This is a genomic window from Mycolicibacterium helvum (assembly GCF_010731895.1).
GTDB lineage: Bacteria > Actinomycetota > Actinomycetes > Mycobacteriales > Mycobacteriaceae > Mycobacterium > Mycobacterium helvum.
Window position 1 is genome coordinate 2,072,658 of the sequence record NZ_AP022596.1, and the last position, 21,358, is coordinate 2,094,015.

Here is a 21,358-nt window from a genome sequence, read left to right on the forward strand (position 1 = left end):
ACGACAGCCGGAATTGACAGGCGTCAACTAGGTCCCTCGTCAGTCGCTGCGCCGCGCCCAGGCGACCAGATAGATCATGATGGCCGCAACGAGCGCAATGAGCACCCACACGACGAGCGCCTCATCGATCCAGGATCCCGGCGGCGGGTCACCGGGCAGCACGTTGCGGATCGGGACGACCGCGAACAGCATGGCGGCGAACCACGTCGAGAACGGCGGCTGGAATTTCTTTCTGCCCCGCAGCATTTCGATCGCCGCGTAGAGCGCCATCGCCGGCAACATCAACAGCACCAGGCAGATCCCGAAGATCAATGCCAGCGGGCCCCGGGATCGGGAGAACGTGATAGTGGCGTTGTCGGTCACGCCGCCCGAGTGGCTGGCCGCACCGGCACGGTCGCTGCGGATGTCCCAGCCATACAGCGATCCGCTCACCTCCACCCGCGCCGGAACGTAACGGCGCGTGTCACCGGAGCCGACGACGACGTCCGCGCTGATGGTCTTGGTGGCGTAGGTGTCGAACGGCCATCGGTCCGCATCCCCGGTCGCCAGCAACGAAGTCTTGACCACTTTGGGGACCTTGCCCGCAGGATAGGACAATTCACCGAACTCGGTGCACGGGCACAACCGCACATCCATATCCGTGGTCAGTGCGCCGAACTCCGGCTCTAGGAAACCCTTCTGCGGTATCACCACGACCTCGACATCCACCCGGTTGTCGATCGGATGAATGGCCGTCAGTTCCAGCAGGACGACGGTCGCGTCGGCGGTATCCAGATTGTGCGGCTCCAGTGTGTGGGCCGAGCTGTCAATCCAGAAGTACCCGGCCACCGCCCCGATGTAGATGGCAAGGATGACACCGACAGTAGCGATCCGGCGCCACCACGATTGGACTCGTCGCGGCGCTGCTCCCTGCGGCGCAGGCCCATCGGCCATGGGAACCCCCACGCCCGAGATGCTAACCGGGCGGTGGCGACCAAGGCGCGGTTAGGAACTTTCAGCGAGCCGCTGCTTGAGCGCCTCGAACTCGTCCTTGACCCCGGTCGGCAACTTCTCGCCGACGAACTCGAACCACTCCTCGATCAAGGGCAGCTCGTCGCGCCACTCCTGAATATTGACCGCGAGCGCCTCGTCGACATCGCCCGCGTCGACGTCCAGTCCCTCGAGATCGAGGTCACCGGCCTTGGGCACGATGCCGATCGGCGTCGAGGCGCCGTTGGCCTTGCCTTCGACCCGCTCGATGATCCACTTCATCACGCGGCTGTTCTCACCGAAGCCCGGCCACAGGAAGCGGCCGTCGTCGCCGCGGCGGAACCAGTTGACGAAGAAGATCTTCGGCATCTTCGACTCGTCGGCGTTCTTACCGAGGTCGATCCAGTGGGCGAAGTAGTCGCCGACGTTGTAGCCGAGGAACGGCAGCATGGCCATCGGGTCGCGGCGGACGGTGCCGACCTTGCCCTCGGCGGCGGCGGTCTGCTCGGAACCCAAAGTGGCCCCGATGAAAACGCCGTGCTGCCAGTCGCGGGCCTGCGTCACCAGCGGCACCGTCGTCTTGCGGCGGCCACCGAACAGGATGGCCGAGATCGGCACGCCCTGGGGGTCGTCCCATTCCGGCGCCAGGGTCGGGCACTGCGACATCGGGGTGCAGTAGCGCGAGTTCGGGTGGGCGGCCTTCTCGTCGGAGTCAGGCGTCCAATCGTTGCCCTTCCAGTCGATCAGGTGCTGCGGGTCGCCCTCGAGGCCTTCCCACCACACGCCGCCCTCGTCGGTCAGCGCGACGTTGGTGAAGACGGTGTTGCCGGCGGCGACGGTCTTCATCGCGTTCGGGTTGGAGCTCCAGTTGGTTCCCGGTGCCACACCGAAGAAACCGAACTCCGGGTTGGTGGCATACAGCCGGCCGTCCTTGCCGAAACGCATCCAAGAGATATCGTCGCCGACGGTCTCAGCGCGCCAGCCGGGGATGGTCGGCTGCAACATCGCCAGGTTGGTCTTGCCACAGGCCGACGGGAACGCGGCGGCGACGAAATACGCCTTGTTCTCCGGGGAGATCAGCTTGAGGATCAGCATGTGCTCGGCCAGCCAGCCCTCGTCGTGCGCCATCGCCGACGCGATGCGCAGCGAGTAGCACTTCTTGCCCAGCAGGGCGTTACCGCCGTAACCCGAGCCGAAGCTCCAGATTTCGCGGGTTTCGGGGAAGTGGGTGATGTACTTCGTGTCGTTGCACGGCCACGGGACGTCAGCCTGCCCGTCCTCCAGGGGCGCACCGATCGAGTGCAGCGCCTTGACGAAGAATCCGTCCTCGCCGATCTTGTCCAGCGCGGCCTTGCCCATGCGGGTCATCGTGCGCATCGACACGACGACGTATTCGGAGTCCGTGATCTCGACGCCCAGCTTCGGATCGTCGGCGTCCAGCGGGCCCATGCAGAACGGCACCACATACAGGGTGCGGCCACGCATGCTGCCGCGGTACAGGTCGGTCATGAGGCCGCGCATCTCGGCGGGGTCCATCCAGTTGTTCGTGGGGCCGGCGTCGAGCTCGCGCTCCGAGCAGATGAACGTCCGCGACTCCACGCGTGCCACATCGGACGGCGCCGAGCGGGCCAGATACGAGCTCGGCTCCTCGGTGTCACTCAGCGGGGTGAAGGTGCCAGCAGCCACCAGCTGGTCGCACAGCCGCTGGTATTCCTCAGCGGAGCCATCGGCGAAGACCACCCGGTCGGGCTGCGTCAGTTCGGCGACCTCCTGGACCCAAGCGAGGAGACCGTGATGCTTTGTCGGTGCCGTATCCAAACCTGGGATGGTCGCTGAAGTCATCGCTAAATCTCCTGCTTATTTTTTATGGCCAGAACGCAGGCCGGATTCCGCGCCGAAACGCGGTCCTCCCTGAAAAGTAGGTTAACGCGGGTGAGATACCCGCGGTTAATCGGGATTATGTCCGATCACTCACAGGAACGATTCAGAAAGTCATAATCGGGGTTTTTCATCGATTCAGTTCGGCCCGCACCACCAGCAGGGCCCGATCGATCGCCGGTGCGCGCCGATCCCGGATCGCGGCGGCCCGCGCCCGCTGCACCCTATGTGCGCGGATTTCGGCGTCAATCCGGGCGACCACTTCCTCTATAGCGGCACCCTCGACGGCGTCTCGTTCGGCAGCGGCTCGGCCCAACGACGCCTCCGCGGCCAATACGCGGGTGGCTACCCATTCCTCCATGGCGGTGCGTAGCCCGGTGGCCACCTCCGTCACCCAGCGATCCAGTAGGGCCCGATCGTGCAGCAGCCCACGGACACCAACCACCCACAGGGCTGCCGCCAATCCCAGCACCGCACCCCCGACGGCACCGCCGATCGCCCACTGCGGGGCCAGGTCGGCGAACAGCCGGCTCAGCGTCAACGCGATACCGAGCCCGAAGCCCGCCCCCAACAGCATCGTCAACCGGGACTCCACACTGCGTGATCGCAGTGGTGCAGCGCCCACCTCGACCACCGGGCCCGACTGCGCCGGAGGCTCGATCGCCAGTCCGAGCTGATCGCCAACGTTGGCCAGGCACCGCGCGGTCCCCTGCTGGACCTCGCCGCTCACCTCGGCAGCCCGGCGCCGCACATCGTCGATGACGCCGCCGATCTGGTGTCGGGTCATCGTCGCCACCTCCTGCTGGAGCTCGGCGCGCGCCGATGCACAGCGGGCACGTGCGAAGTAGGCCATCTGGACGCGGGCCTGGTGAATCTGGCTGCGCGCAGCGATGGTGCGCTCCGACTTGTCCAGCCGAAAGCGGCGCAGTTGTGCGCCGCGCTGCTCGCGTAACGCAGCAAGTCGAGCCTCGTGGCCGGCGCCCTCGACGTCACAGTCCAATCTGCGGCGCACAGCAACTAGTCGGTTTTCCCACGCCCGCAAACGATTTCGTCGGTCCAGCGTTTCATCGGCGAGCACGGCCGTCAGCGCCGCGACGAGATCATCGACGACTGGTAGGCCCAGGTCCGGTGCCGCCGCGGCGCCCACCCAGTGCATGTCGCCGTACCGGGAAGCCCGCTCGGTCAGCAGCGCGCGGTTGGCGTCGAGGACATCCCGCCAGGTGCGGTGCACGTCGATCTTGGACACCACCCCGATCACCGCGTCGGTGTCGGCTGCCACGACGTCGAGAAGTGCACAGTCTGATTCGGCCAGCGGCGCGGTGGCCGAGACCACGAACACCACCGCGGCGGGCGCATCGCCGACGGGGAGTTCGCCGGCTTCGAGCACGCTGCGCTCGGGCAGCCGGTCCCGCAGTGCGGCGACTACACCGCTGGTGCCGGCCAGCCACGGACCGGCCACCACCACGGTGTCGCGGCGGATGATCGACGGCGACTCCAGGCCCGGGTCGATCTCGGCGATCACGCTGTCGACCGCGTCGGTCACGGCTTGAGCCCCAGTGGCTCCCACGGTTCCGCGACCCCACCGGCGCGTTCCCACAGCCTCAGCGAGCCGCGCGCGATATCGACACCGCAGCTTCGGTGCAACCGGGACACCGGCCCCCGGGAGTACCGCTGCCAGGTGATCGCGCGCTGCAAATGCGCCGTTGCGGTGACGCCGTCGTCCACCGTCATTCCGGCCGCCCGGACGACCTCCACGGCCGCGGCCATTCTGGCGGCGACCTGCTCGTCCGTCTCGCCGGCGGCCGGGAACTTCGCGGCGTGGGCTTCAGTCAGGCGGCGGTAGCGCACCGGGGCGGCGGCCGTGTCGATCCCGGCGAGCAGCCCGTCGACCGCGCTGGCCCGCCGCAGCGCCGTCACCAGCCCGGTCCGGTCGGCGCCGTCGCGCATCGCCAGCACGCCGTGGGCGATGCCGAACAGGTCGAGCTGGGTGAGCAGCCGTTGCCGAGTTGCGTCGGGCAGCCGATGGGCCGTCGCGGCGAAGCGGTCGGTCGAGCCAAGGTCGGCCGGATCGGTGGTCAGTGCCCGCAGCGCCTCGACCAGCTCGTCGTCGATGACGGTGTCGTCCACCGCGGCGAGCGCGGCCAGCCCGGCCAGCGGGTAGATCGGCACGCCGGTCAGCTCGCGCAGCCGCCGACAGTGCGCGGCGGCAGCCACGACCGGTCCCTCACCGCCGAAGCCGGCCAGGTCCGCTTTGTTGAGCACGGCGACGGCCGGCCGGGGTGATTCGGTCAGCGCACGACGATCCTCGGGCTTGAGTGTTTCGGCCAGCACGTAGACAACAAGGTCCGCGGGCTCGGCCGGGTCGACAATCACCACACCCGCCCCACGCAGCACTCGGGTCACTGTGCGACGGCCACACCCCTTGCGACCAGCGACTTTAACCCGCACCACCTGCCCCACCACACCGCACATGCTGGCATCGGCCGGCCTGTGGCGGTAGCCACTACCAGGCGTAGGCAACTGTTGGGTATCAATCTGCACCACGGTGCGGGTACCCAGGAGTTCATGAGCGACCATGGACGGATGCATGCGCAGCGCCATGGTGGCTCAACCACGCCCGATGCCGTGGCCGCGCATCCGTATCCCCGGATCACGAGCTTCCGCTCGCGCCGCTCGGCGCTGACCGAGGCCCAACAGGAGGTGTGGGACCGGCTGTGGCCGGAGCTGGGCACGCAGGCGCGCCAGGACGGCGAGCCGGCCCCACACCTGGACACGAACGCATGGTTCGGACGCCACGCTCCTGTCGTCCTGGAGATCGGCTGCGGCACTGGCACCTCGACCCTTGGGATGGCCATCGCCGAACCCGACATCGACGTGGTGGCCGTCGAGGTCTACCGGCGCGGTCTGGCGCAGCTGCTCAGCGCCGTCGACCGCGAGGGCCTGACCAATATCCGGCTCGTCCGCGGCGACGCCGTCGATGTGCTCGAGCACATGTTCGCCACCGGCGAGCTGACCGGGGCGCGGGTGTTCTTCCCCGACCCGTGGCCCAAATCCCGCCACCACAAACGCCGGCTGCTCCAGCCGAGCACGATCGCCCTCATCGCCGACCGGTTGCGCCCGGGCGGGGTGCTGCACGCTGCCACCGACCATGCGGGTTATGCCGAGCAGATCGCCGAAGCCGGCGACGCCGAACCGCTGCTGCAGCGCGTGCAGCCCGGTGACCAGCTGCCGATCTCGGTGCAGCGCCCGACCACCAAATACGAGACGAAGGCCCGTCACGCAGGCAGCGCGGTGACCGAACTCCTGTGGTTGAAACGACGCCGGGGATGAGACGACCATGAGTGTGATGGAAGACGCCGAAGCCGCTCCGGTGCTGCCCGACGGCGACGATCAGGTGGTGAGCCCAACGGTTCAGCGGGTACTTCTGGTCTGGGATGCGCCCAACCTGGACATGGGGCTGGGTTCCATCCTCGGCGGTCGACCCACGGCCGCACACCGGCCGCGGTTCGACGCGCTGGGGCGCTGGCTGTTGACCCGCACCGCCGAACTGTCGGCCGGCCACCCGGAGATCTCGGTGGAGCCGGAGGCAACCGTGTTCACCAACATCGCGCCCGGCAGCGCAGACGTCGTCCGCCCCTGGGTGGAGGCCCTGCGCAATGTCGGCTTCGCCGTCTTCGCCAAACCGAAGGTCGACGAGGACAGCGACGTCGACTCCGACATGCTGGCCCACATCGAGCAGCGCCGCACCGAGGGCCTGGCCGCCGTACTGGTCGCCTCCGCCGACGGGCAGGCGTTCCGCACACCACTGGAGGACATCGCTCGAGCAGGCACCCCCGCCTACGTGCTCGGATTTCGCGAACATGCCAGCTGGGCATTAGCGTCGGATACCTTGGAGTTCGTCGACCTTGAGGACATTCCTGGTGTTTTCCGAGAGCCGCTGCCGCGAATCGGCCTAGATTCGCTACCAGAGCAAGGGGCGTGGCTACAACCGTTCCGGCCGTTGTCCTCGCTACTGACATCGCGCGTGTAGGAAAACCCGATGCGCAGGTCGCCACAGATTTAGTTAGGAGATTACGTGTTCGCCTGGTGGGGTCGAACTGTGTATCGATATCGATACATCGTGATCGGTGTCATGGTCGCGCTGTGCCTCGGTGGCGCCGTATACGGGGCCACCTTGGGCAAGCATGTCACCCAGAGCGGTTTTTACGATAACGGCAGCGAGTCGGTGCGGGCCTCGACGCTCGCCGACCAGGTATACGGCCGCGACCGCACCAGTCACGTGGTCGCCATCCTGACGCCGCCGGGCAACGAGAAGGTGACTGATAAGAGCTGGCAGAAGACAGTCACCGATGAGCTCGACCAGGTGGTCAAGGACCATCCCGATCAGATCGTGGGCTGGGTCGGCTGGCTGAAAGCCCCCGACACCACCGACCCGACCGTCAATCAGATGAAGACGGCCGATCTACGTCAAACCTTCGTCAGCATCCCCCTCAAGGGAGACGACGACGACACCATCCTGAAGAACTACCAGACCATCGAGCCGGCTCTCAAGCAGGTCAACGGCGGCGCTATCCAACTCGCCGGCCTCAATCCGCTGGCCAGCGAGCTCACCGGGACTATCGGCACCGACCAGCAACGCGCCGAGCTCGCGATCGTCCCGCTGGTGGCTGTGGTGCTGTTCTTCGTCTTCGGCGGCGCCGTCGCGGCCGCGTTGCCCGCCATCATCGGTGGCCTCACCATCGGCGGGGCGCTCGGTATCCTCCGGCTGACTGCCGAGTTCGGACCGGTGCACTTCTTCGCCCAACCCGTCGTGACGATGATGGGCTTCGGCATCGCCATCGATTACGGACTATTCGTGGTCAGCAGGTTCCGAGAGGAACTTGCTGAAGGCTACGACGTCGAAGCGGCCGTACGGCGGTCGGTGATGACATCGGGCCGCACCGTTGCGTTCTCCTCGGTCATCATCGTGGCGTCCTCGCTACCGCTTCTGCTGATCCCGCTGGGCTTCCTACGGTCGATTACCTACGCGATCATCGCTTCGGTGCTGCTGGCGGCGTTCCTGTCGATCACGGTGCTGCCCGCGACCCTGGCAATACTGGGCGCCAACGTCGACGCGCTGGGGGTGCGGACTCTGCTGCGAGTCCCGTTCCTGGCCAACTGGTCGTTCTCGCGCAGGATCATCGACTGGTTCATCGAAAAAACCCAGAAGACCAAGACCCGCGAGGAGGTCGAGAAGGGTTTCTGGGGCCGCTTGGTCAATGTGGTGATGAAGCGACCCATCGCTTTTGCCGCTCCCATCGTGATCGTCATGACGTTGCTCATCATCCCGATGGGGCAGCTGGCGTTGGGCGGGCTCAGCGAGAAGTATCTGCCGCCGGACAACCCGGTGCGCAGCGCCCAAGAGCAGTTCGACAAAGAATTCTCCAGTTTCCGGACCGAACCGCTGACCCTGGTGATCAAAACCAACAACGGCTCGCCGGTCACCGACCAGCAACTCGACTCTCTTCGCGCCGAAGCACAGACGGTGTCCGGCTTCGCCGGCAGCGACGACCCGGCGAAAATGTGGGAGGAACGCTCGGCCCAGGACAGCGGATCGAAGGATCCGTCCGTACGGGTGCTTCAGAACGGCCTGATAGACAGCAGTACCGCACCCCAGAAGATCCAGCAGTTGCGCGCGTTGACCCCACCGAGGGGTACTACGGTCCTGGTCGGCGGTACCCAGGCCCTGGCACAGGACAGCATTTTGACGCTGTTCGACAAGCTGCCGCTCATGGTGCTGATCCTGGTGCTCACCACCACCCTCTTGATGTTCCTGGCGTTCGGCTCCGTGGTGCTTCCCATCAAGGCCGCATTGATGAGCGCATTGACGCTGGGCTCCACGATGGGCATTCTGACCTGGATGTTCGTCGAGGGCGGACACGGTTCAGGGCTATTGAATTACACGCCACAGCCCTTGTTCGCCCCGATGATCGGTCTGATCATCGCGGTGATCTGGGGTCTGTCCACGGACTACGAGGTGTTCCTGGTCTCCCGAATGGTGGAGGCCCGTGAGCGCGGCCTGTCCACCGCGGAGGCCATCCGGATCGGCACGGCCACCACCGGCCGACTCATCACCGGTGCCGCGCTGGTACTCGCCGTGGTGGTCGCCGCGTTCGCGTTCTCCGACCTGGTGGTGATGAAGTACCTCGCCTTCGGTCTGCTGATCGCTTTGCTGCTGGACGCCACCGTCATCCGCATGTTCCTGGTCCCGGCCATCATGAAGCTGCTGGGCGACGACTGCTGGTGGGCGCCGCGCTGGATGAAGCGCGTGCAGGTGCGGATCGGCCTCGGCGAGACCCACCTGACCGACGAGCGCAAACGCCCGATCGTGCGCGATCCGGCTGACTCACTCGTGGGTGCGGGCGCACCCGTCTCGGCGGCACGCCGCCCGGCGCACGACCCGACCCATCCCGTGGAGGGCCGGGCGATGCCTCGGGTCGTCGGCCGCGCCGACTACCGCACACCGCCGCCGCAAGACCCGCCGTCGGCGGCTGGCACCACCCGGATGCCGGATGCCGGCGAGGCACTCCCGGCGGCGCCCGTCGAGGCAGTCCCAGCCAAGTCCGGCGGGCAGGAGCCCAACCAGCCGGGATTGACTGACGCGCCGACCACCCGGTTCTCGGTGGCCAAGAATGCGGTCAAGAACGCGGTGAACACCGCGACATCGGCGGCCCGGTCGACCCGTCCGCCCGCCCCGCCGGCACCGGACCGGGAGATCGAATCCTGGCTGGGCGAGCTGCGGGGATCCGGCGACCGGGGAGCTACCAAGCCCGCGACGCCGGGTACCCCGACGCCGCCACCGCCGCCGTCGGCCGAACCCACTACGGCGCTCCCGCCCCCGGAGGGCGCCACCACGGCGATCCCGACGGAGCGCGAGCCGCAGCTGACCGACGAGGTCCCCCCCTCGGTCAGCGCCGAGGAGACCCGCGCCATCCCGGTCAGTCGGCCCGACCAGGGTGACACCGAGGTGGCCACCGAGAAGCTGAACTCACGCGGTAAGAAAGAGGGCGACGAACAGCGCCGCCGCGGCACCGGTGGCGGGCTCAGCGCGGCAGACCTGCTGCGCCGCGAAGGCCGCCTCTAATCCTGTTGGCGTTCCCGCGGCACGACGTCTGGTTCGGAGTTGATCACGACGCCGTCCTGCGCCTCGAGTTCGGCGGCCTCTTCGGCTGGGTCATCGGCGACCAGCACGCGGACGGCGCTGTTGAGGAAGGCCACCAACGGGACCGCTAGCAGGGCGCCGACGATGCCGGCCAGCACGCCGCCGCCTGCGATCGCCAGCACGATCGCCAGCGGGTGGATCGATACGGCACGACCCATCACCAGCGGTTGCAGGATGTGAGCCTCCAGCTGCTGCACCGCGATGATCAGACCGAGCGTGATCAGGGCGTAGACCACGCCCTTGGCCAGTAGCGCCACAATGACGGCGAGGAAGCCGGTGATCACCGCACCGACCAGCGGGATGAAAGCACCGAGGAACACCAGCGATGCCAGCGGCAGCGCCAGCGGGATGCCCATGATCGCCAGGCCGGTGCCGATGCCGACCGCGTCCACCAGCGCGACCAGGAAGGTGGCTCGCACGTAGCCGATCAGCGATCCGAACCCGGCGCGCCCGGCATCGCGAACCCGCTCGCGGGTCGCCGACGGGACGATCTTGGTGACGAACGCGTAGATGTTGCGGCCGCCGTGCAACAAGAAGATCAGCGTGAAAAACACCAGCAGTGCGCCGGTGATGATCTCGGTGAGCGTGGCCGCCGTCGATAACGCACCGGTGGTCAGCTTCTCCTGGTTGTCGCGCAATGCCTTGATGGCGGTGTTGCCGGCGTTGTCGATCTGTTCACGGCTCAGGTGCGCCGGCCCCTCGACGAGCCAGCGGCGCAGACTGTCGATGCTCTGGGTGACCTGCTCCACCAGCCCGGGAAGGCCCGAAACGAATTGGCTGACAACGAAAGTCATGATTCCGCCGAACAGTCCGAAGCCGGCGAGCAACACCAGGGCCACCGCGCCACCACGCGGTGCACCGCGGCGGTCTAGCCAGTCGACGGCCGGCAGCAGCAGGGCGGCCAGCATGGTCGCCAGGGCCACCGGAACGACGATGACCTGAAGGCGTTGCACGATCACTAACAGCGCCACGATCGCGGTCGCGATCACCAGCAGACGCCATGACCACGCCGCAGCCTTTCGGACGAGGGGGTCGACGGATTCGTCGTCCGAAGCTCGGATGGCCGGCATGCGGCCAAGCGTAACTGGCACGGGCGGACATCCCGTGCCGAACACTGTCGATGCCGGCCTGCACAGTTACGCTGAATTGCGTGTACCACGACGCGTCGGTAAACACCGCCCGCGAGGAACACGACCCCCCGGCGCGCGGGAAGTACTGGTGGGTCCGCTGGGCGGTGCTCGGGGTCGCCGTGATCGTGCTGGCCGTCGAGGCCACCCTGGTGTGGGATCAGCTGGCCAAAGCGTGGAAGAGCCTGATCACGGCAAACGCCTGGTGGGTCCTGGCAGCCATCGCCGCGGCCATGCTGTCGATGCACAGCTTCGCCCAGATTCAGCGGACGCTACTGCGATCGGCCGGGGTCATCGTGCACCAGTGGCGCTCCGAGGCCGCGTTCTACGCCGGCAATGCGCTGAGCACCACGATGCCCGGCGGCCCGGTGCTCTCGGCCACCTTCGTCTACCGACAGCAACGACTCTGGGGCGCCTCTCCGGTGGTCGCGTCCTGGCAGCTGGTGATGTCGGGGGCGCTGCAGGTCGTCGGCCTGGCGTTGCTCGGCCTCGGCGGCGCATTCCTGTTGGGCGCCAAGAACAATCCGTTCTCGCTGCTGTTCACCCTTGGCGGGTTCATCGCTCTGCTGCTGCTCGCCCAGGCGGTGGCCAGCCGTCCCGAACTCATCGATGGCATCGGCGTCAAGGTGCTGGGGTGGGTCAACTCCGTGCGCGGCAAGCCCGCGGACACCGGCTTGCACAAGTGGCGAGAGACCTTAGCCCAGCTCGAATCGGTCAGCCTGGGCCGCCGGACCCTGGGGGTGGCGTTCAGCTGGTCATTCTTCAACTGGGTCTGCGATGTGGCGTGCCTGGCGTTCGCCGCCTACGCCGCCGGCGGAAAGCCATCGCTGGCCGGGCTGACTGTTGCCTACGCTGCCGCCCGGGCGGTCGGGTCGATCCCGCTGATGCCCGGGGGCCTGCTGGTGGTGGAGGCCGTGCTGGTTCCCGGCCTGGTGTCCAGCGGGATGGCGCTGCCCGCCGCCATCTCGGCCATGCTGATCTACCGCCTGGTGAGCTGGATCTTCATCTCCGCGATCGGCTGGGTGGTGTTCTTCGTCATGTTCCGTACCGAGGCGCCGCTGGACCCCGATGCCGTCGCCGACGAGATAGCCAGGGCCGAGCACGACGGCGCCGCCGCAGCCGAGGATCCCGCCGACACCGCACTTCAGGGTCCCCTGCCACCGCCACCGGGCCTTGGCACCCAGGACGACGCCCGGCACTGACGTACCTGTGCTTGGATCCCCACATGGCAGTTCGTACCGATACCCGGCCGGTGGTTCTGGCGCTGGCCGGCGACATCGTCTGTGTCCTGGTGTTCTGTGCGCTCGGTCGCCGCAGCCACGCCGAAGGACTGACACTCACCGGAATCGCCGAGACCGCATGGCCGTTCCTGTCCGGCACGGCGCTCGGCTGGTTGATCTCCCGCGGCTGGCGGGCCCCGACCGCCGTCGCCCCCACCGGTGTCATTGTCTGGCTGGCCACCGTCGTCATCGGAATGGTGTTGCGCAAAGCCAGCTCTCAGGGAGTTGCGACCAGCTTCATCATCGTTGCGTCGGTGGTGACCGCACTGCTGCTGTTGGGTTGGCGTGGGGTCGCCGCGCTGGTGCGCAAGCGCAATGGTTAGGCCTGCCCGGTCGGCATGACGGGCTCGGGGTAGGTCGACACCGTGAGGATCGCACGCAACCCGCCCAGCGGGCCGTCGGAGAGCTGGATGTCACCGCCGTGCAGCGCCGCCTGCTGAGCCACCAGCGCTAGCCCCAGACCTGATCCTCCCGCCGTGGCTGTACTGCCACGGGCAAAGCGCCCCAACACTTTTCGGTGTTCTTCTGCGGGCAATCCTCGGCCGTTGTCATCGACAGTGATCGCCAACAGCCACTCGTGGCGGTGAGCGCGCAGCACGATACGGGTGGCCTCGCCGTGGGTGATCGCATTGCGAACCAGATTGTCCACCGCCAGCCGCAAACCGGCCGGCCAGCCCCAGACTGTGCCGGCCTCGTCGGCCTCCACGATGATCTCGACCGCACCCGAGCGGACGTTCTCCCGGGCCACCCTGTCGAGCATCTCGGCGACGTCAATCGGCTCGCGGTCCTCGATGCGGGCCAGCTGCCCAGACGCCAGCTGCCCGAGCGCGGTGATGATCGCCTCGACGCGACGCTGCGCACGGGACAGATCGCCGACCACCTCGGCCCGCTCCTCGGCCGGTAGGTCGTGGATGCGCAGGGTGTCCAGATCTGCCCGCATCGCCGTCAGCGGGGTGCGCAGTTCGTGGGCGGCGTTGGCGGCGAAATCCTGAGCCGCCTGTAGCGAATTCGTGGTCGCCGCTTGGGCATCGGCCAACCGGTGCAGCATCGCGACCATCGCCTCGGAGAGGTCCTCGGCTTCGGCGGCGCCGCGTACCGGCTCCAATCGGTCACTGCCCGTGCCCAGGCGCCTGGTCTGTTCGGTGAGCCGCAGCAACGGCCGGATCGCCGGGCCGGCGAGTATCCAGCCAAGGGCGGCGGCCACCAGGACAGCAAGGCACACGATGAACACGTACAGCGGGATCCGCGCACGGCTCAGCAGAATGCTGTCGGCGCGGATCCCGATCGAAACCAGGATGCCGCCGGACTGCTCGACGGCCACCGTCCGCACCCGGTAATCAACGCTGTTGACGGTGACCGTCGCGGTTCCCGGCGGCAGCGGCGGGAGTTGGAAGCCGCGCTGGAAGACGACTTGACCGGTGGACCGCGATCGTCCGGTGGTCAGCACCCGGCTGGGATCGCGCAGCTGCTCGGGAAACATGCTGGCGTCGACGATCGAGTCGAGGCGCCGATCCAGTTGCGCATTGTCGTTGTTGGCCAGAACGATCGACGTCAGGGCCGCCAGCAGGGCGACGACCAGAGCGGCAGCCAGCGCGGCGGCCAGGGCAACCCGGACGCGCAGGGAAAGGCTGCGGCCCGCCCAATTCACCGGCCGGGTCACGGCTCCGACCGGAGCACGTACCCGATTCCGCGCACGGTGTGGATCACCCGTGGCACACCCTCGCGTTCCAACTTTCGGCGCAGGTAGCTGATGAACACGTCTGCGACGTTGGTGTCGACCTCAAAGTCGTAGCCCCACACCAACTCCAGGAGCCGCTGCCGGGACAGCACCACACCGGAGTTTTCGGCCAGGACCGCCAGCAGGTCGAACTCGCGTTTGGTCAGCTCCACCCGATCGCCGTTGACGAACACCAGCCGTCGGGCGGTATCGATCGTCAGCGGTCCGATGGTGACCGCATCCGAGCCCTCGTTCGAGCTGGCCGCGCGCCGCAGCAAAGCATGTAGCCGCGCCACCAACTCACCCAAGTCGAAGGGCTTGGTCAGATAATCGTCGGCGCCGGCCTCCAGACCGGCGATGCGATCGTTGACCGTATCGCGCGCCGAAAGCACACAAATGGGGATGTCGTTACCCAAGGCGCGCAGAGCGGTCACCACCGCCACACCGTCGAGCTCCGGCATCTGAACGTCGAGCACCAAGGCGTCGTGATTCTCATTCGCCAAGAGCCGCAACGCTTCCTTGCCAGTCGCCGCGACCCGGACATCGAACCCCGAATGCCGCAAACCACGTGCGACCGAGGTCCGAACGTCCGGGTCGTCGTCGACCATCAGGACGGTGCGGCCGGCGCCCTCCTGCGCGGGCTGCTGTCCTACCCGCACTGCGAGTTAAGAGACAGGTACGTCGGGGCTACTGCCGCAGCGGTTCTTCAAGTCGACCAGGGGCTGGCGAATGCCCTGAAGGTCGGCCTTCACCGAGGGGTTGTAGTCCAGGTACTGCTTCACCTCAGACCGGATGGTGTCGCGCGGCGCACCTTCCAGACCGGTGAAGAACGCGTTGACGTCCGGGTGAGTGAACAAGTACGCCGAGGTCGCAGCGGACACACCCGCGGCCACTCCGGCAAGGTCGGCGGCGGTGCAGTTCGGCGGCGGATCGGCCAGCGCGGACGGGGCGCCAACCAGGATCGCGCCGGCGACAGCGCCCGTCCCGATCACTCCGACGACCGCGCGACGGGCTAGACGGGCATTAACCAACATGCTCGGACTCCTTAAATGTAGGGAGAAGCCATGCCAGTAACCGCTACTGACAGAGAAAGCTAAGCAGACTTGCTGCAGACTTTCGCGCCTTGAGCTTAACCAATCGTGAGAATGTTCCGATCCCGCTGATCAGGACCCCTTCTGCGGGATCGGCGTCGCGTCGGTCAGCGACTGTTCAAGGTGACCGGCCCGGGCAGCGGCCCGCTCCCCAGTGGACCCTGGGTACCGGCACCCTGGTGGGCGGCCGTCGCGCCGGCGAGCGCATCCGCCGCGGTTGCCTGCAGCCCACTGGCCGGAGCCGACTGCAGCAGGCCGAGCAGCTGCGGCAGGCTCACCGGCAACTTGCATTGGGTGGACACACTTGTCAGCGGCTGCTGGATGGCTTGCAGGTCCTTGGCCGCATCGGGATTGGCGTCGAAGTAGCTCTTCAGTGCCACCAAGGTCTGCGGTCCCGCCTGCTGCCGGGAGATCGTCGTCAGCGCCTGGTTGGTCTGCGGGTGGCTGTCCAGGTAGGTCCCGGTGTTGGTGGCGACGGTGCCGACGGTCTTGGCGATCGAGCTGGCCGCGCAGGGATCCGTGGCGGCAGTCGCCGCGGACGTCGGCAGCACGAGCGCGGCCGCACCTCCGGCCGCCGTTGCGGCCAGCACCGCACACAGGCCGCGGCGTAGCGCCGCGGTCGTCGAGAGGGCGGACGCAGACATCGGGACTCCTCGGGTTCGCTGACGACACACCGCGCCGCAGCAACGCTGCGACCCGGCCACGTTCCCCGACCCGGTAACACCTTTCGGAGCACATCCTGCCATCGACGGCGACTTCGCTGCCACTTCAGCGTCGGTAACGAGAACCCCATCAGCAGGTCTCAATCCAGCTAAGACCGCCGCTCACGCCAGGTCAACGCACAGCTACCTGAGGTACGCTCGCAGCCACGCAGCCCGGGGAGAATGCGGGGAGATAAACATCCAGCAGTTCATGATGCGCCTCAGCAGCAACCTGCGCAGATTCCGCTGGCTGGTGTTCTTGTGCTGGTTGCTGGCCCTCGTGCCATCCGTCTATCTGGCCCTCACTGAGTCCAACCACCTGACCGGTGGTGGCTTCGACGTGGCCGGCTCCCAGTCCCTGCACGTCCAGTACCAACTGGAGGACCACTTCCCCGAGCAGGGCGCCTCCCCGCTTGCCCTCGTCGCTGCGCCCCGCGCCGACGCCAGCTACGACGATATGAACGCCGCCGTCGCCCAGTTGGAGCAAGCGGCAAAGCAAACCCCGAGCGTCGTCGTGGTGCCCAACCCCGCCCAGCCCGCGCCCGCCCCGGACAAGCCTTACGTGGTGTCGCTGCGGCTGGACTTCCACAACACCGGCGCCGTCGACGTCGCGCGCCAGCTGCGCCAGAAGGTCGGCGTCACCGGTGACCAGCCCGGCCAGATCCGGGACGGCCGGGTGAAGCTCTACGTCATCGGCCAGGGCGCACTCGGCGCCGCCGCCCAGACCAGCACCAAGCACGACATCGCCGAGGCCGAGCGCTGGAACCTTCCGATCGTCTTGATTGTTTTGCTCGCGGTGTTCGGCTCCCTGGCCGCTGCTGCGGTGCCACTGGCCCTCGCGCTGTGCACAGTCGTGGTGACGATGGGCGTGGTCTATCTGTTGTCCACCATCACCACCATGTCGGTGTTCGTGACGTCGACGGTATCGATGTTCGGTATCGCACTGGCTGTCGACTATTCGCTGTTCATCCTGATGCGCTTCCGAGAAGAGCTGCGCGCCGGACGCGATCCACAACAGGCGGCTGACGCGGCGATGGCCACCTCGGGCCTGGCAGTGCTGTTGTCGGGTCTGACCGTGATCGCCTCGCTGACCGGCATCTACCTGATCAACACACCCGTGCTGCGCTCGATGGCCACCGGCGCGATCCTGGCGGTGGCCATCGCGGTCCTGACGTCGACCACGCTGACTCCCGCCGTGCTGGCCACCTTCGGGCGATCGGTGGCCAAACGCTCACCGCTGTTGCAATGGTCCCGGCGCGCGGAAGCGACGCAGTCACGGTTCTGGACCCGCTGGGTCAGCGAGGTCATGCGCAGACCGTGGCTGTCGGCGATGGCGGCGACGCTGGTCCTGTTATTGATGGCCGCACCGGCGTTCTCGATGGTGCTGGGCAACAGCATGCAGCGCCAGTTCAAGTCCTCCCACGAGATACGCGGCGGGGTGGCCGCGGCAGCTGAGGCACTGGGCCCGGGCGCGCTGGGTCCGGTGCGGGTGCTGGTCACCTTCCCGGGCGGCGGCGCATCTGAAGCCAAGAACGCCTCCGCGCTCGAGGCGATCAGCGCCGAGATGGCGGAAGCCCCCGACGTCGTCTCGGTCTCCCCGCCGTCGTTCGCCGACAACAACGACAGCGCCTTGCTCTCGGCGGTGCTGTCGGTGGACCCCGAGGACATCGGCGCACGTAACTCCATCGACTGGATGCGCGCGCACCTGCGCGCACTACCGGCGGCGGGCGGCGCACAGGTGGACGTCGGTGGTCCCACCGCGCTGATCAAGGACTTCGACGACCGGGTGTCGCAGACCCAGCCGCTGGTGTTCGTGTTCGTCGCGCTCATCGCGTTCGTGATGCTGCTGATCTCGGTGCGGTCGGTGTTTTTGGCGTTCAAGGGCGTGCTGATGACGGTGCTGTCCGTCGCGGCCGCCTACGGCAGCCTGGTGATGGTCTTCCAGTGGGGCTGGCTGGAAGGGCTGGGATTCGAGAAGATCACGTCGATCGACAGCACCATCCCGCCGCTGGTGCTGGCGATGACGTTCGGCCTGTCGATGGACTACGAGATCTTCCTGCTCACCCGGATCCGGGAGCGCTACCTGCAGGCCGGCGACACCCGAGACGCCGTCGCCTACGGGGTGTCCACCAGTGCGCGCACCATCACCAGCGCGGCGCTGATCATGATCGCGGTGTTCACCGGGTTCGCGTTCGCAGGCATGCCGCTGGTCGCCGAGCTGGGCGTGGCGTGCGCGGTGGCGATCGCCGTGGACGCCACCATCGTTCGGCTGGTCCTGGTGCCGGCGCTGATGGCGATGTTCGACCAGTGGAACTGGTGGCTGCCCGCATGGTTGGCCCGCATCCTGCCGTCAGTGGACTTCGAGAAGCCGCTGCCCAAGGTCGACCTCGGCGACCTTGTCGTCATCCCTGACGACATCTCCGCGCTGGTGCCGCCGAGCGCGGATCTGCGGATGGTGGTCAAGGGTGCGGCTCGGCTGAAGAACCTGGCACCGGACGCCGTCAGCGTGGCCGACCCGCTGGCGTTCAGCGGCTGCAACGAGCTCGCCGGCAAGGTCAAAGGCAGCGACGACGCCAGGGCGCAACCGATCCGCGTCGGCGCGGGTAACACCGCGACGGTCAAATTGATCAGGGGTTACCGCAACGGCAGGATGGGGGCGCCCCGGCCGGTGCACCCGGTCACGATGTGGCGCGGACGCCTCACCATCGCGCTGGACGCCCTGGAAACCGGCGCCGACACCGAGCACCCGGCGGTCGAACGGCTCAGCCCGGTGGAGACCACCAACGTCCAGTTACCCACTGGCGACCGGCTACAGATCCCGACCTGCGCTGAGACGCTGCGGATGCAGGCCTACCTGGTCATGTGCCGCAACAGCCGGTCGGACTTCGCCGAATTTGCCGACCTCGTTCAGGTGATGGACACCGAGGCCGCCGCGGTGGTACTCGGCGGCATGGACCGGTATTACTGTTCTGGACAATCTAAGCGACAATGGGTGACAACCCAGCTGGTACGTCGGCTCGCCGATCCCAACCCGTCCGACGTCGTCGACGACGACCGGTGGGCTGGTCCGGACGGGGCAGCCGAATGGGAGCGGATCAGGCAGCGTTGCCTCGCGGTGGCGGTGGCGATCCTGGAGGAGGCGAGGTGACGGTGGCAGCGGATCGCGAGGCCATACCCGCACCGTCCACGCAGACCTTCGCCGACGGCCGCCCCGTCGAGTTCTGGCCGACGGCCTTGATTCGGGACGCGCTGGAAACCGGTGACATCACCGTCTGGCAGCGCATCGTGGTCGCTATCAAACGTGATCCCTACGGCCGCACCGCCCGACAGGTCGAGGAAGTGCTGGAGCACTCGCAGCCCTACGGCATCTCCAAAGCGCTGTCCGAGGTATTGATCCGGGCGCGCAGCCACCTGGAAGCCAACGAGCGTGCCGAGGCGGCCCGCCATGTACGGTTGCTGCTCGACCGGTCCGGTCTGGCGGTGCAGGAGTTCGCCTCCCGGATCGGGGTGGCCCAGACGGATCTGGCTACCTACCTCGACGGCGCGGTCAGCCCGCCGGCCTCGCTGATGATCCGGATGCGCAGGCTGTCCGACCGGTTCGCCAAGATGCGTGCCCAACGCGCCTCCGGCGGCGAATAGCGCCGATGGCGGTGTCCTTCGCGATGGGCCAGGATTCGGCTGAGCTAGAACAGATTTTGCGTGAGACCCGCACCGTAGCGGTGGTCGGCGCGTCCGACAATCCGGCCCGCCCCAGCAATGAGGTGTACCAATACCTGGCCAAGTTCAGCCACTTCGAGCTGTACCCGGTGAACCCGAAGATCAGCGACATCGACGGACAACCGGTCTACCCGTCGCTGGCCGACCTGCCTATCGTGCCCGACATGGTCGACGTGTTCCGCCGGTATGACGACCTACCCGCGGTGCTGGCCGAAACCCTCGCCCTGAACCCGCGCCCCAAATACCTGTGGCTGCAACAGGGTTTGCGGCACGAGGAGGTCGGTGCAGCGGCGCAGGCCGCCGGCTTGCACGTCGTGATGGATCGGTGCTTGAAGGTCGACTACGCCCGGCTCATCGGGCGTTGATCGGCGCGATGTCCAGGACTACCCACCGGCTGTCCTGCTTGGCCAGCCCGACGCGTAATGCCAGCGCGGCGATGCTCGGCTGCTGACCCGGCTGGCTCTGGGTTCCCCGCATCACCACCGCGACGCTGGCCGCCGCGGGGCCCAATGCCTCCAGGCCCGCCGAGATGGTCTGCGCCGAGGCGGAGATGTTCTTCTTGGCCAAATCTGAAGTGGCCTTACCAAATTCACCTTTGAACGCGTCGGCCCGCTCGGGTGCCATGAAGGATGCGGCCCGGTCGATCGACGAGGTGGGGTCGGCCGGGCTGAAGGTGGCGGTGGCCTCGGCGACGGCGGTGGCGATGCGCACCACTTCCGCGGAGTCGCGGGTGAATTCCTGGTCGGGCTGTGTCCACCGGGTGTAACCGACAGCCACCGCGGCCACCACGGCGACGGTGGCCAGTCCGACGACCGCCAGCCGCAGGCCGGGGCCTTCGTCGTCGGTGCCCACGGTCACCGAATCACGCCGGTACAGCACGAAATTGACGATGATGCCTTGGACGATCAGCAGGCACAGTACCGAGCACACCGACACCCACCACAGCGGCCAGCTGAGCACCACACCGATGGCCAGCAGTGCCCCGATGGCGACTGCGGGAGCGGCGACGTCGAAGCCCAGCACGCGGGCCAGGTTTCTCATCGCAACGACTCCAGCCGCGAGATCATCAGTTTGCCGTCCACGTCGGAGACCCCGAGGCGCAGCTTCCAGCGCACGGTGGCCGGCTTGTCGCCGGCGTTCTCGCTGACCGAGGTGGCGATGACGAGCACGGTGTCGGTGCGCTGGGCCAGTTCCGGTGGCAGCGTCGCAGGTGCGGCCGGGCGCTGACCCGACTGCATGTCGAGATCGTGGTGAACCAGTTCAAAGGACACCGAGTCGATCTGTCCGGTGGTGCGTGCCTTCAGCGTCCGGACCACCTCGCGGTAGGGCGTAATGGCGGCTTCGAAGTCGGAGTTGAGCTGGCCGACGGTGCCGTCATGCAGTTTCTGCAGGCTGGCGTCGACATTGTCGACGTTCATGTTGATCAGCACCCCGGTCCAGTCCGCGGCCGCGGACATCACCCGGGTCTGATAGGCGCGCTCGTCGGTGGCGTTGCGATGTCCCGACCAGATCAACATGCCCAGCACGATCCCGATGACGGCCACCACGCCAAGGACGGCCGAGGCGACGCCGTAGCCGGAGAACACCCCGTGGGGAGCCTCATCCTGGTCCTGGGCAGACGGCGCCGTCTGTTCGGCCTCGGGCATGGGTGGGAGGCTACCGGGCCGCGCTGGGGCC

The 21,358-nt window shown here is 67.4% G+C and carries 19 protein-coding genes; 8 read left to right on the top strand and 11 right to left on the bottom strand.

What is annotated here, in order from left to right; translation table 11 throughout:
- Positions 1-39: 39 nt before the first annotated feature.
- The 4 genes from G6N38_RS09555 to G6N38_RS09570 all read right to left on the bottom strand — a co-directional run bounded on the left by G6N38_RS09555 (position 40) and on the right by G6N38_RS09570 (position 5,241).
- Positions 40-933, bottom strand: coding sequence for a DUF4436 domain-containing protein (locus G6N38_RS09555; protein WP_163751902.1), 894 nt, complete (start codon positions 931-933; stop codon positions 40-42).
- Positions 934-984: 51 nt separating this feature from the next.
- Positions 985-2,811, bottom strand: coding sequence for a phosphoenolpyruvate carboxykinase (GTP) (locus tag G6N38_RS09560; protein WP_163747310.1), 1,827 nt, complete (start codon positions 2,809-2,811; stop codon positions 985-987).
- Positions 2,812-2,977: 166 nt separating this feature from the next.
- A complete protein-coding gene (locus G6N38_RS09565; protein ID WP_163747311.1) occupies positions 2,978-4,390 on the bottom strand; it encodes a hypothetical protein in 1,413 nt (470 codons plus the stop codon).
- Positions 4,387-5,241 carry a hypothetical protein gene (locus G6N38_RS09570; RefSeq protein ID WP_246227827.1) on the bottom strand — a complete coding sequence of 285 codons (855 nt, stop codon included), beginning with the start codon at positions 5,239-5,241 and terminating at the stop codon, positions 4,387-4,389. The genes G6N38_RS09565 and G6N38_RS09570 overlap by 4 nt, the downstream gene beginning before the upstream one ends.
- 171 nt (positions 5,242-5,412) lie before the next feature.
- Between G6N38_RS09570 and trmB the strand changes: the two genes are divergently transcribed.
- The 3 genes from trmB to G6N38_RS09585 are packed head-to-tail and all read left to right on the top strand — an operon-like array spanning position 5,413 to position 9,970.
- A complete protein-coding gene (trmB, locus tag G6N38_RS09575) occupies positions 5,413-6,177 on the top strand; it encodes a tRNA (guanosine(46)-N7)-methyltransferase TrmB (RefSeq protein ID WP_163747312.1) in 765 nt (254 codons plus the stop codon).
- Positions 6,178-6,184: 7 nt separating this feature from the next.
- Entirely contained in the window at positions 6,185-6,877 is a 693-nt protein-coding gene (locus G6N38_RS09580; protein WP_163747313.1) for an NYN domain-containing protein, read from the top strand.
- A gap of 45 nt (positions 6,878-6,922) precedes the next feature.
- Positions 6,923-9,970, top strand: a complete 3,048-nt coding sequence (locus G6N38_RS09585; RefSeq protein WP_163747314.1) for a trehalose monomycolate exporter MmpL3 — start codon at positions 6,923-6,925, stop codon at positions 9,968-9,970.
- Here G6N38_RS09585 and G6N38_RS09590 read toward each other — a convergent pair.
- Positions 9,967-11,118 (bottom strand): AI-2E family transporter, encoded by a 1,152-nt coding sequence (locus G6N38_RS09590; RefSeq protein WP_163747315.1) that lies wholly within the window; start codon positions 11,116-11,118, stop codon positions 9,967-9,969. The two genes, G6N38_RS09585 and G6N38_RS09590, sit on opposite strands and share 4 nt — an antisense overlap.
- Positions 11,119-11,198: 80 nt before the next feature.
- On the opposite strand from G6N38_RS09590, the gene G6N38_RS09595 reads away from it, so the two are divergent.
- Together G6N38_RS09595 and G6N38_RS09600 are read left to right on the top strand one after the other, a co-directional pair.
- Positions 11,199-12,377, top strand: a complete 1,179-nt coding sequence (locus tag G6N38_RS09595; protein ID WP_163747316.1) for a lysylphosphatidylglycerol synthase transmembrane domain-containing protein — start codon at positions 11,199-11,201, stop codon at positions 12,375-12,377.
- Positions 12,378-12,400: 23 nt separating this feature from the next.
- The gene (locus G6N38_RS09600; protein ID WP_163747317.1) at positions 12,401-12,778 is read left to right on the top strand and encodes a DUF3054 domain-containing protein; all 378 of its coding nucleotides are present in this window, start codon (positions 12,401-12,403) and stop codon (positions 12,776-12,778) included.
- Here the strand turns inward: G6N38_RS09600 and G6N38_RS09605 are convergent.
- The 4 genes from G6N38_RS09605 to G6N38_RS09620 all read right to left on the bottom strand — a co-directional run bounded on the left by G6N38_RS09605 (position 12,775) and on the right by G6N38_RS09620 (position 15,907).
- The gene (locus G6N38_RS09605) at positions 12,775-14,115 is read right to left on the bottom strand and encodes a HAMP domain-containing sensor histidine kinase (protein ID WP_246227830.1); all 1,341 of its coding nucleotides are present in this window, start codon (positions 14,113-14,115) and stop codon (positions 12,775-12,777) included. The genes G6N38_RS09600 and G6N38_RS09605 overlap by 4 nt on opposite strands.
- Positions 14,112-14,780, bottom strand: coding sequence for a response regulator transcription factor (locus G6N38_RS09610; protein WP_170314208.1), 669 nt, complete (start codon positions 14,778-14,780; stop codon positions 14,112-14,114). The genes G6N38_RS09605 and G6N38_RS09610 overlap by 4 nt, the downstream gene beginning before the upstream one ends.
- 57 nt (positions 14,781-14,837) lie before the next feature.
- Positions 14,838-15,206, bottom strand: coding sequence for a heme-binding protein (locus G6N38_RS09615; RefSeq protein WP_163747319.1), 369 nt, complete (start codon positions 15,204-15,206; stop codon positions 14,838-14,840).
- 164 nt (positions 15,207-15,370) lie between these two features.
- Positions 15,371-15,907: a hemophore gene (locus G6N38_RS09620; RefSeq protein WP_163747320.1), complete on the bottom strand. Its 537-nt coding sequence runs from the start codon at positions 15,905-15,907 to the stop codon at positions 15,371-15,373.
- Between the two features lie 268 nt (positions 15,908-16,175).
- Between G6N38_RS09620 and G6N38_RS09625 the strand changes: the two genes are divergently transcribed.
- Genes G6N38_RS09625 through G6N38_RS09635 form a run of 3 tightly spaced genes read left to right on the top strand, consistent with a single transcriptional unit; the run spans position 16,176 to position 20,046 of the window.
- Positions 16,176-19,112: an MMPL family transporter gene (locus tag G6N38_RS09625; RefSeq protein WP_163747321.1), complete on the top strand. Its 2,937-nt coding sequence runs from the start codon at positions 16,176-16,178 to the stop codon at positions 19,110-19,112.
- The gene (locus tag G6N38_RS09630) at positions 19,109-19,603 is read left to right on the top strand and encodes an XRE family transcriptional regulator (protein ID WP_163747322.1); all 495 of its coding nucleotides are present in this window, start codon (positions 19,109-19,111) and stop codon (positions 19,601-19,603) included. The genes G6N38_RS09625 and G6N38_RS09630 overlap by 4 nt, the downstream gene beginning before the upstream one ends.
- Positions 19,604-19,608: 5 nt before the next feature.
- Positions 19,609-20,046, top strand: coding sequence for a CoA-binding protein (locus G6N38_RS09635; RefSeq protein ID WP_246227833.1), 438 nt, complete (start codon positions 19,609-19,611; stop codon positions 20,044-20,046).
- Here the strand turns inward: G6N38_RS09635 and G6N38_RS09640 are convergent.
- The gene (locus tag G6N38_RS09640) at positions 20,033-20,722 is read right to left on the bottom strand and encodes a hypothetical protein (RefSeq protein ID WP_163747323.1); all 690 of its coding nucleotides are present in this window, start codon (positions 20,720-20,722) and stop codon (positions 20,033-20,035) included. The genes G6N38_RS09635 and G6N38_RS09640 overlap by 14 nt on opposite strands.
- Positions 20,719-21,327 carry a hypothetical protein gene (locus G6N38_RS09645; RefSeq protein ID WP_163747324.1) on the bottom strand — a complete coding sequence of 203 codons (609 nt, stop codon included), beginning with the start codon at positions 21,325-21,327 and terminating at the stop codon, positions 20,719-20,721. Before G6N38_RS09645 ends, G6N38_RS09640 begins: the two co-directional genes overlap by 4 nt.
- Between the last annotated feature and the right edge of the window lie 31 nt (positions 21,328-21,358).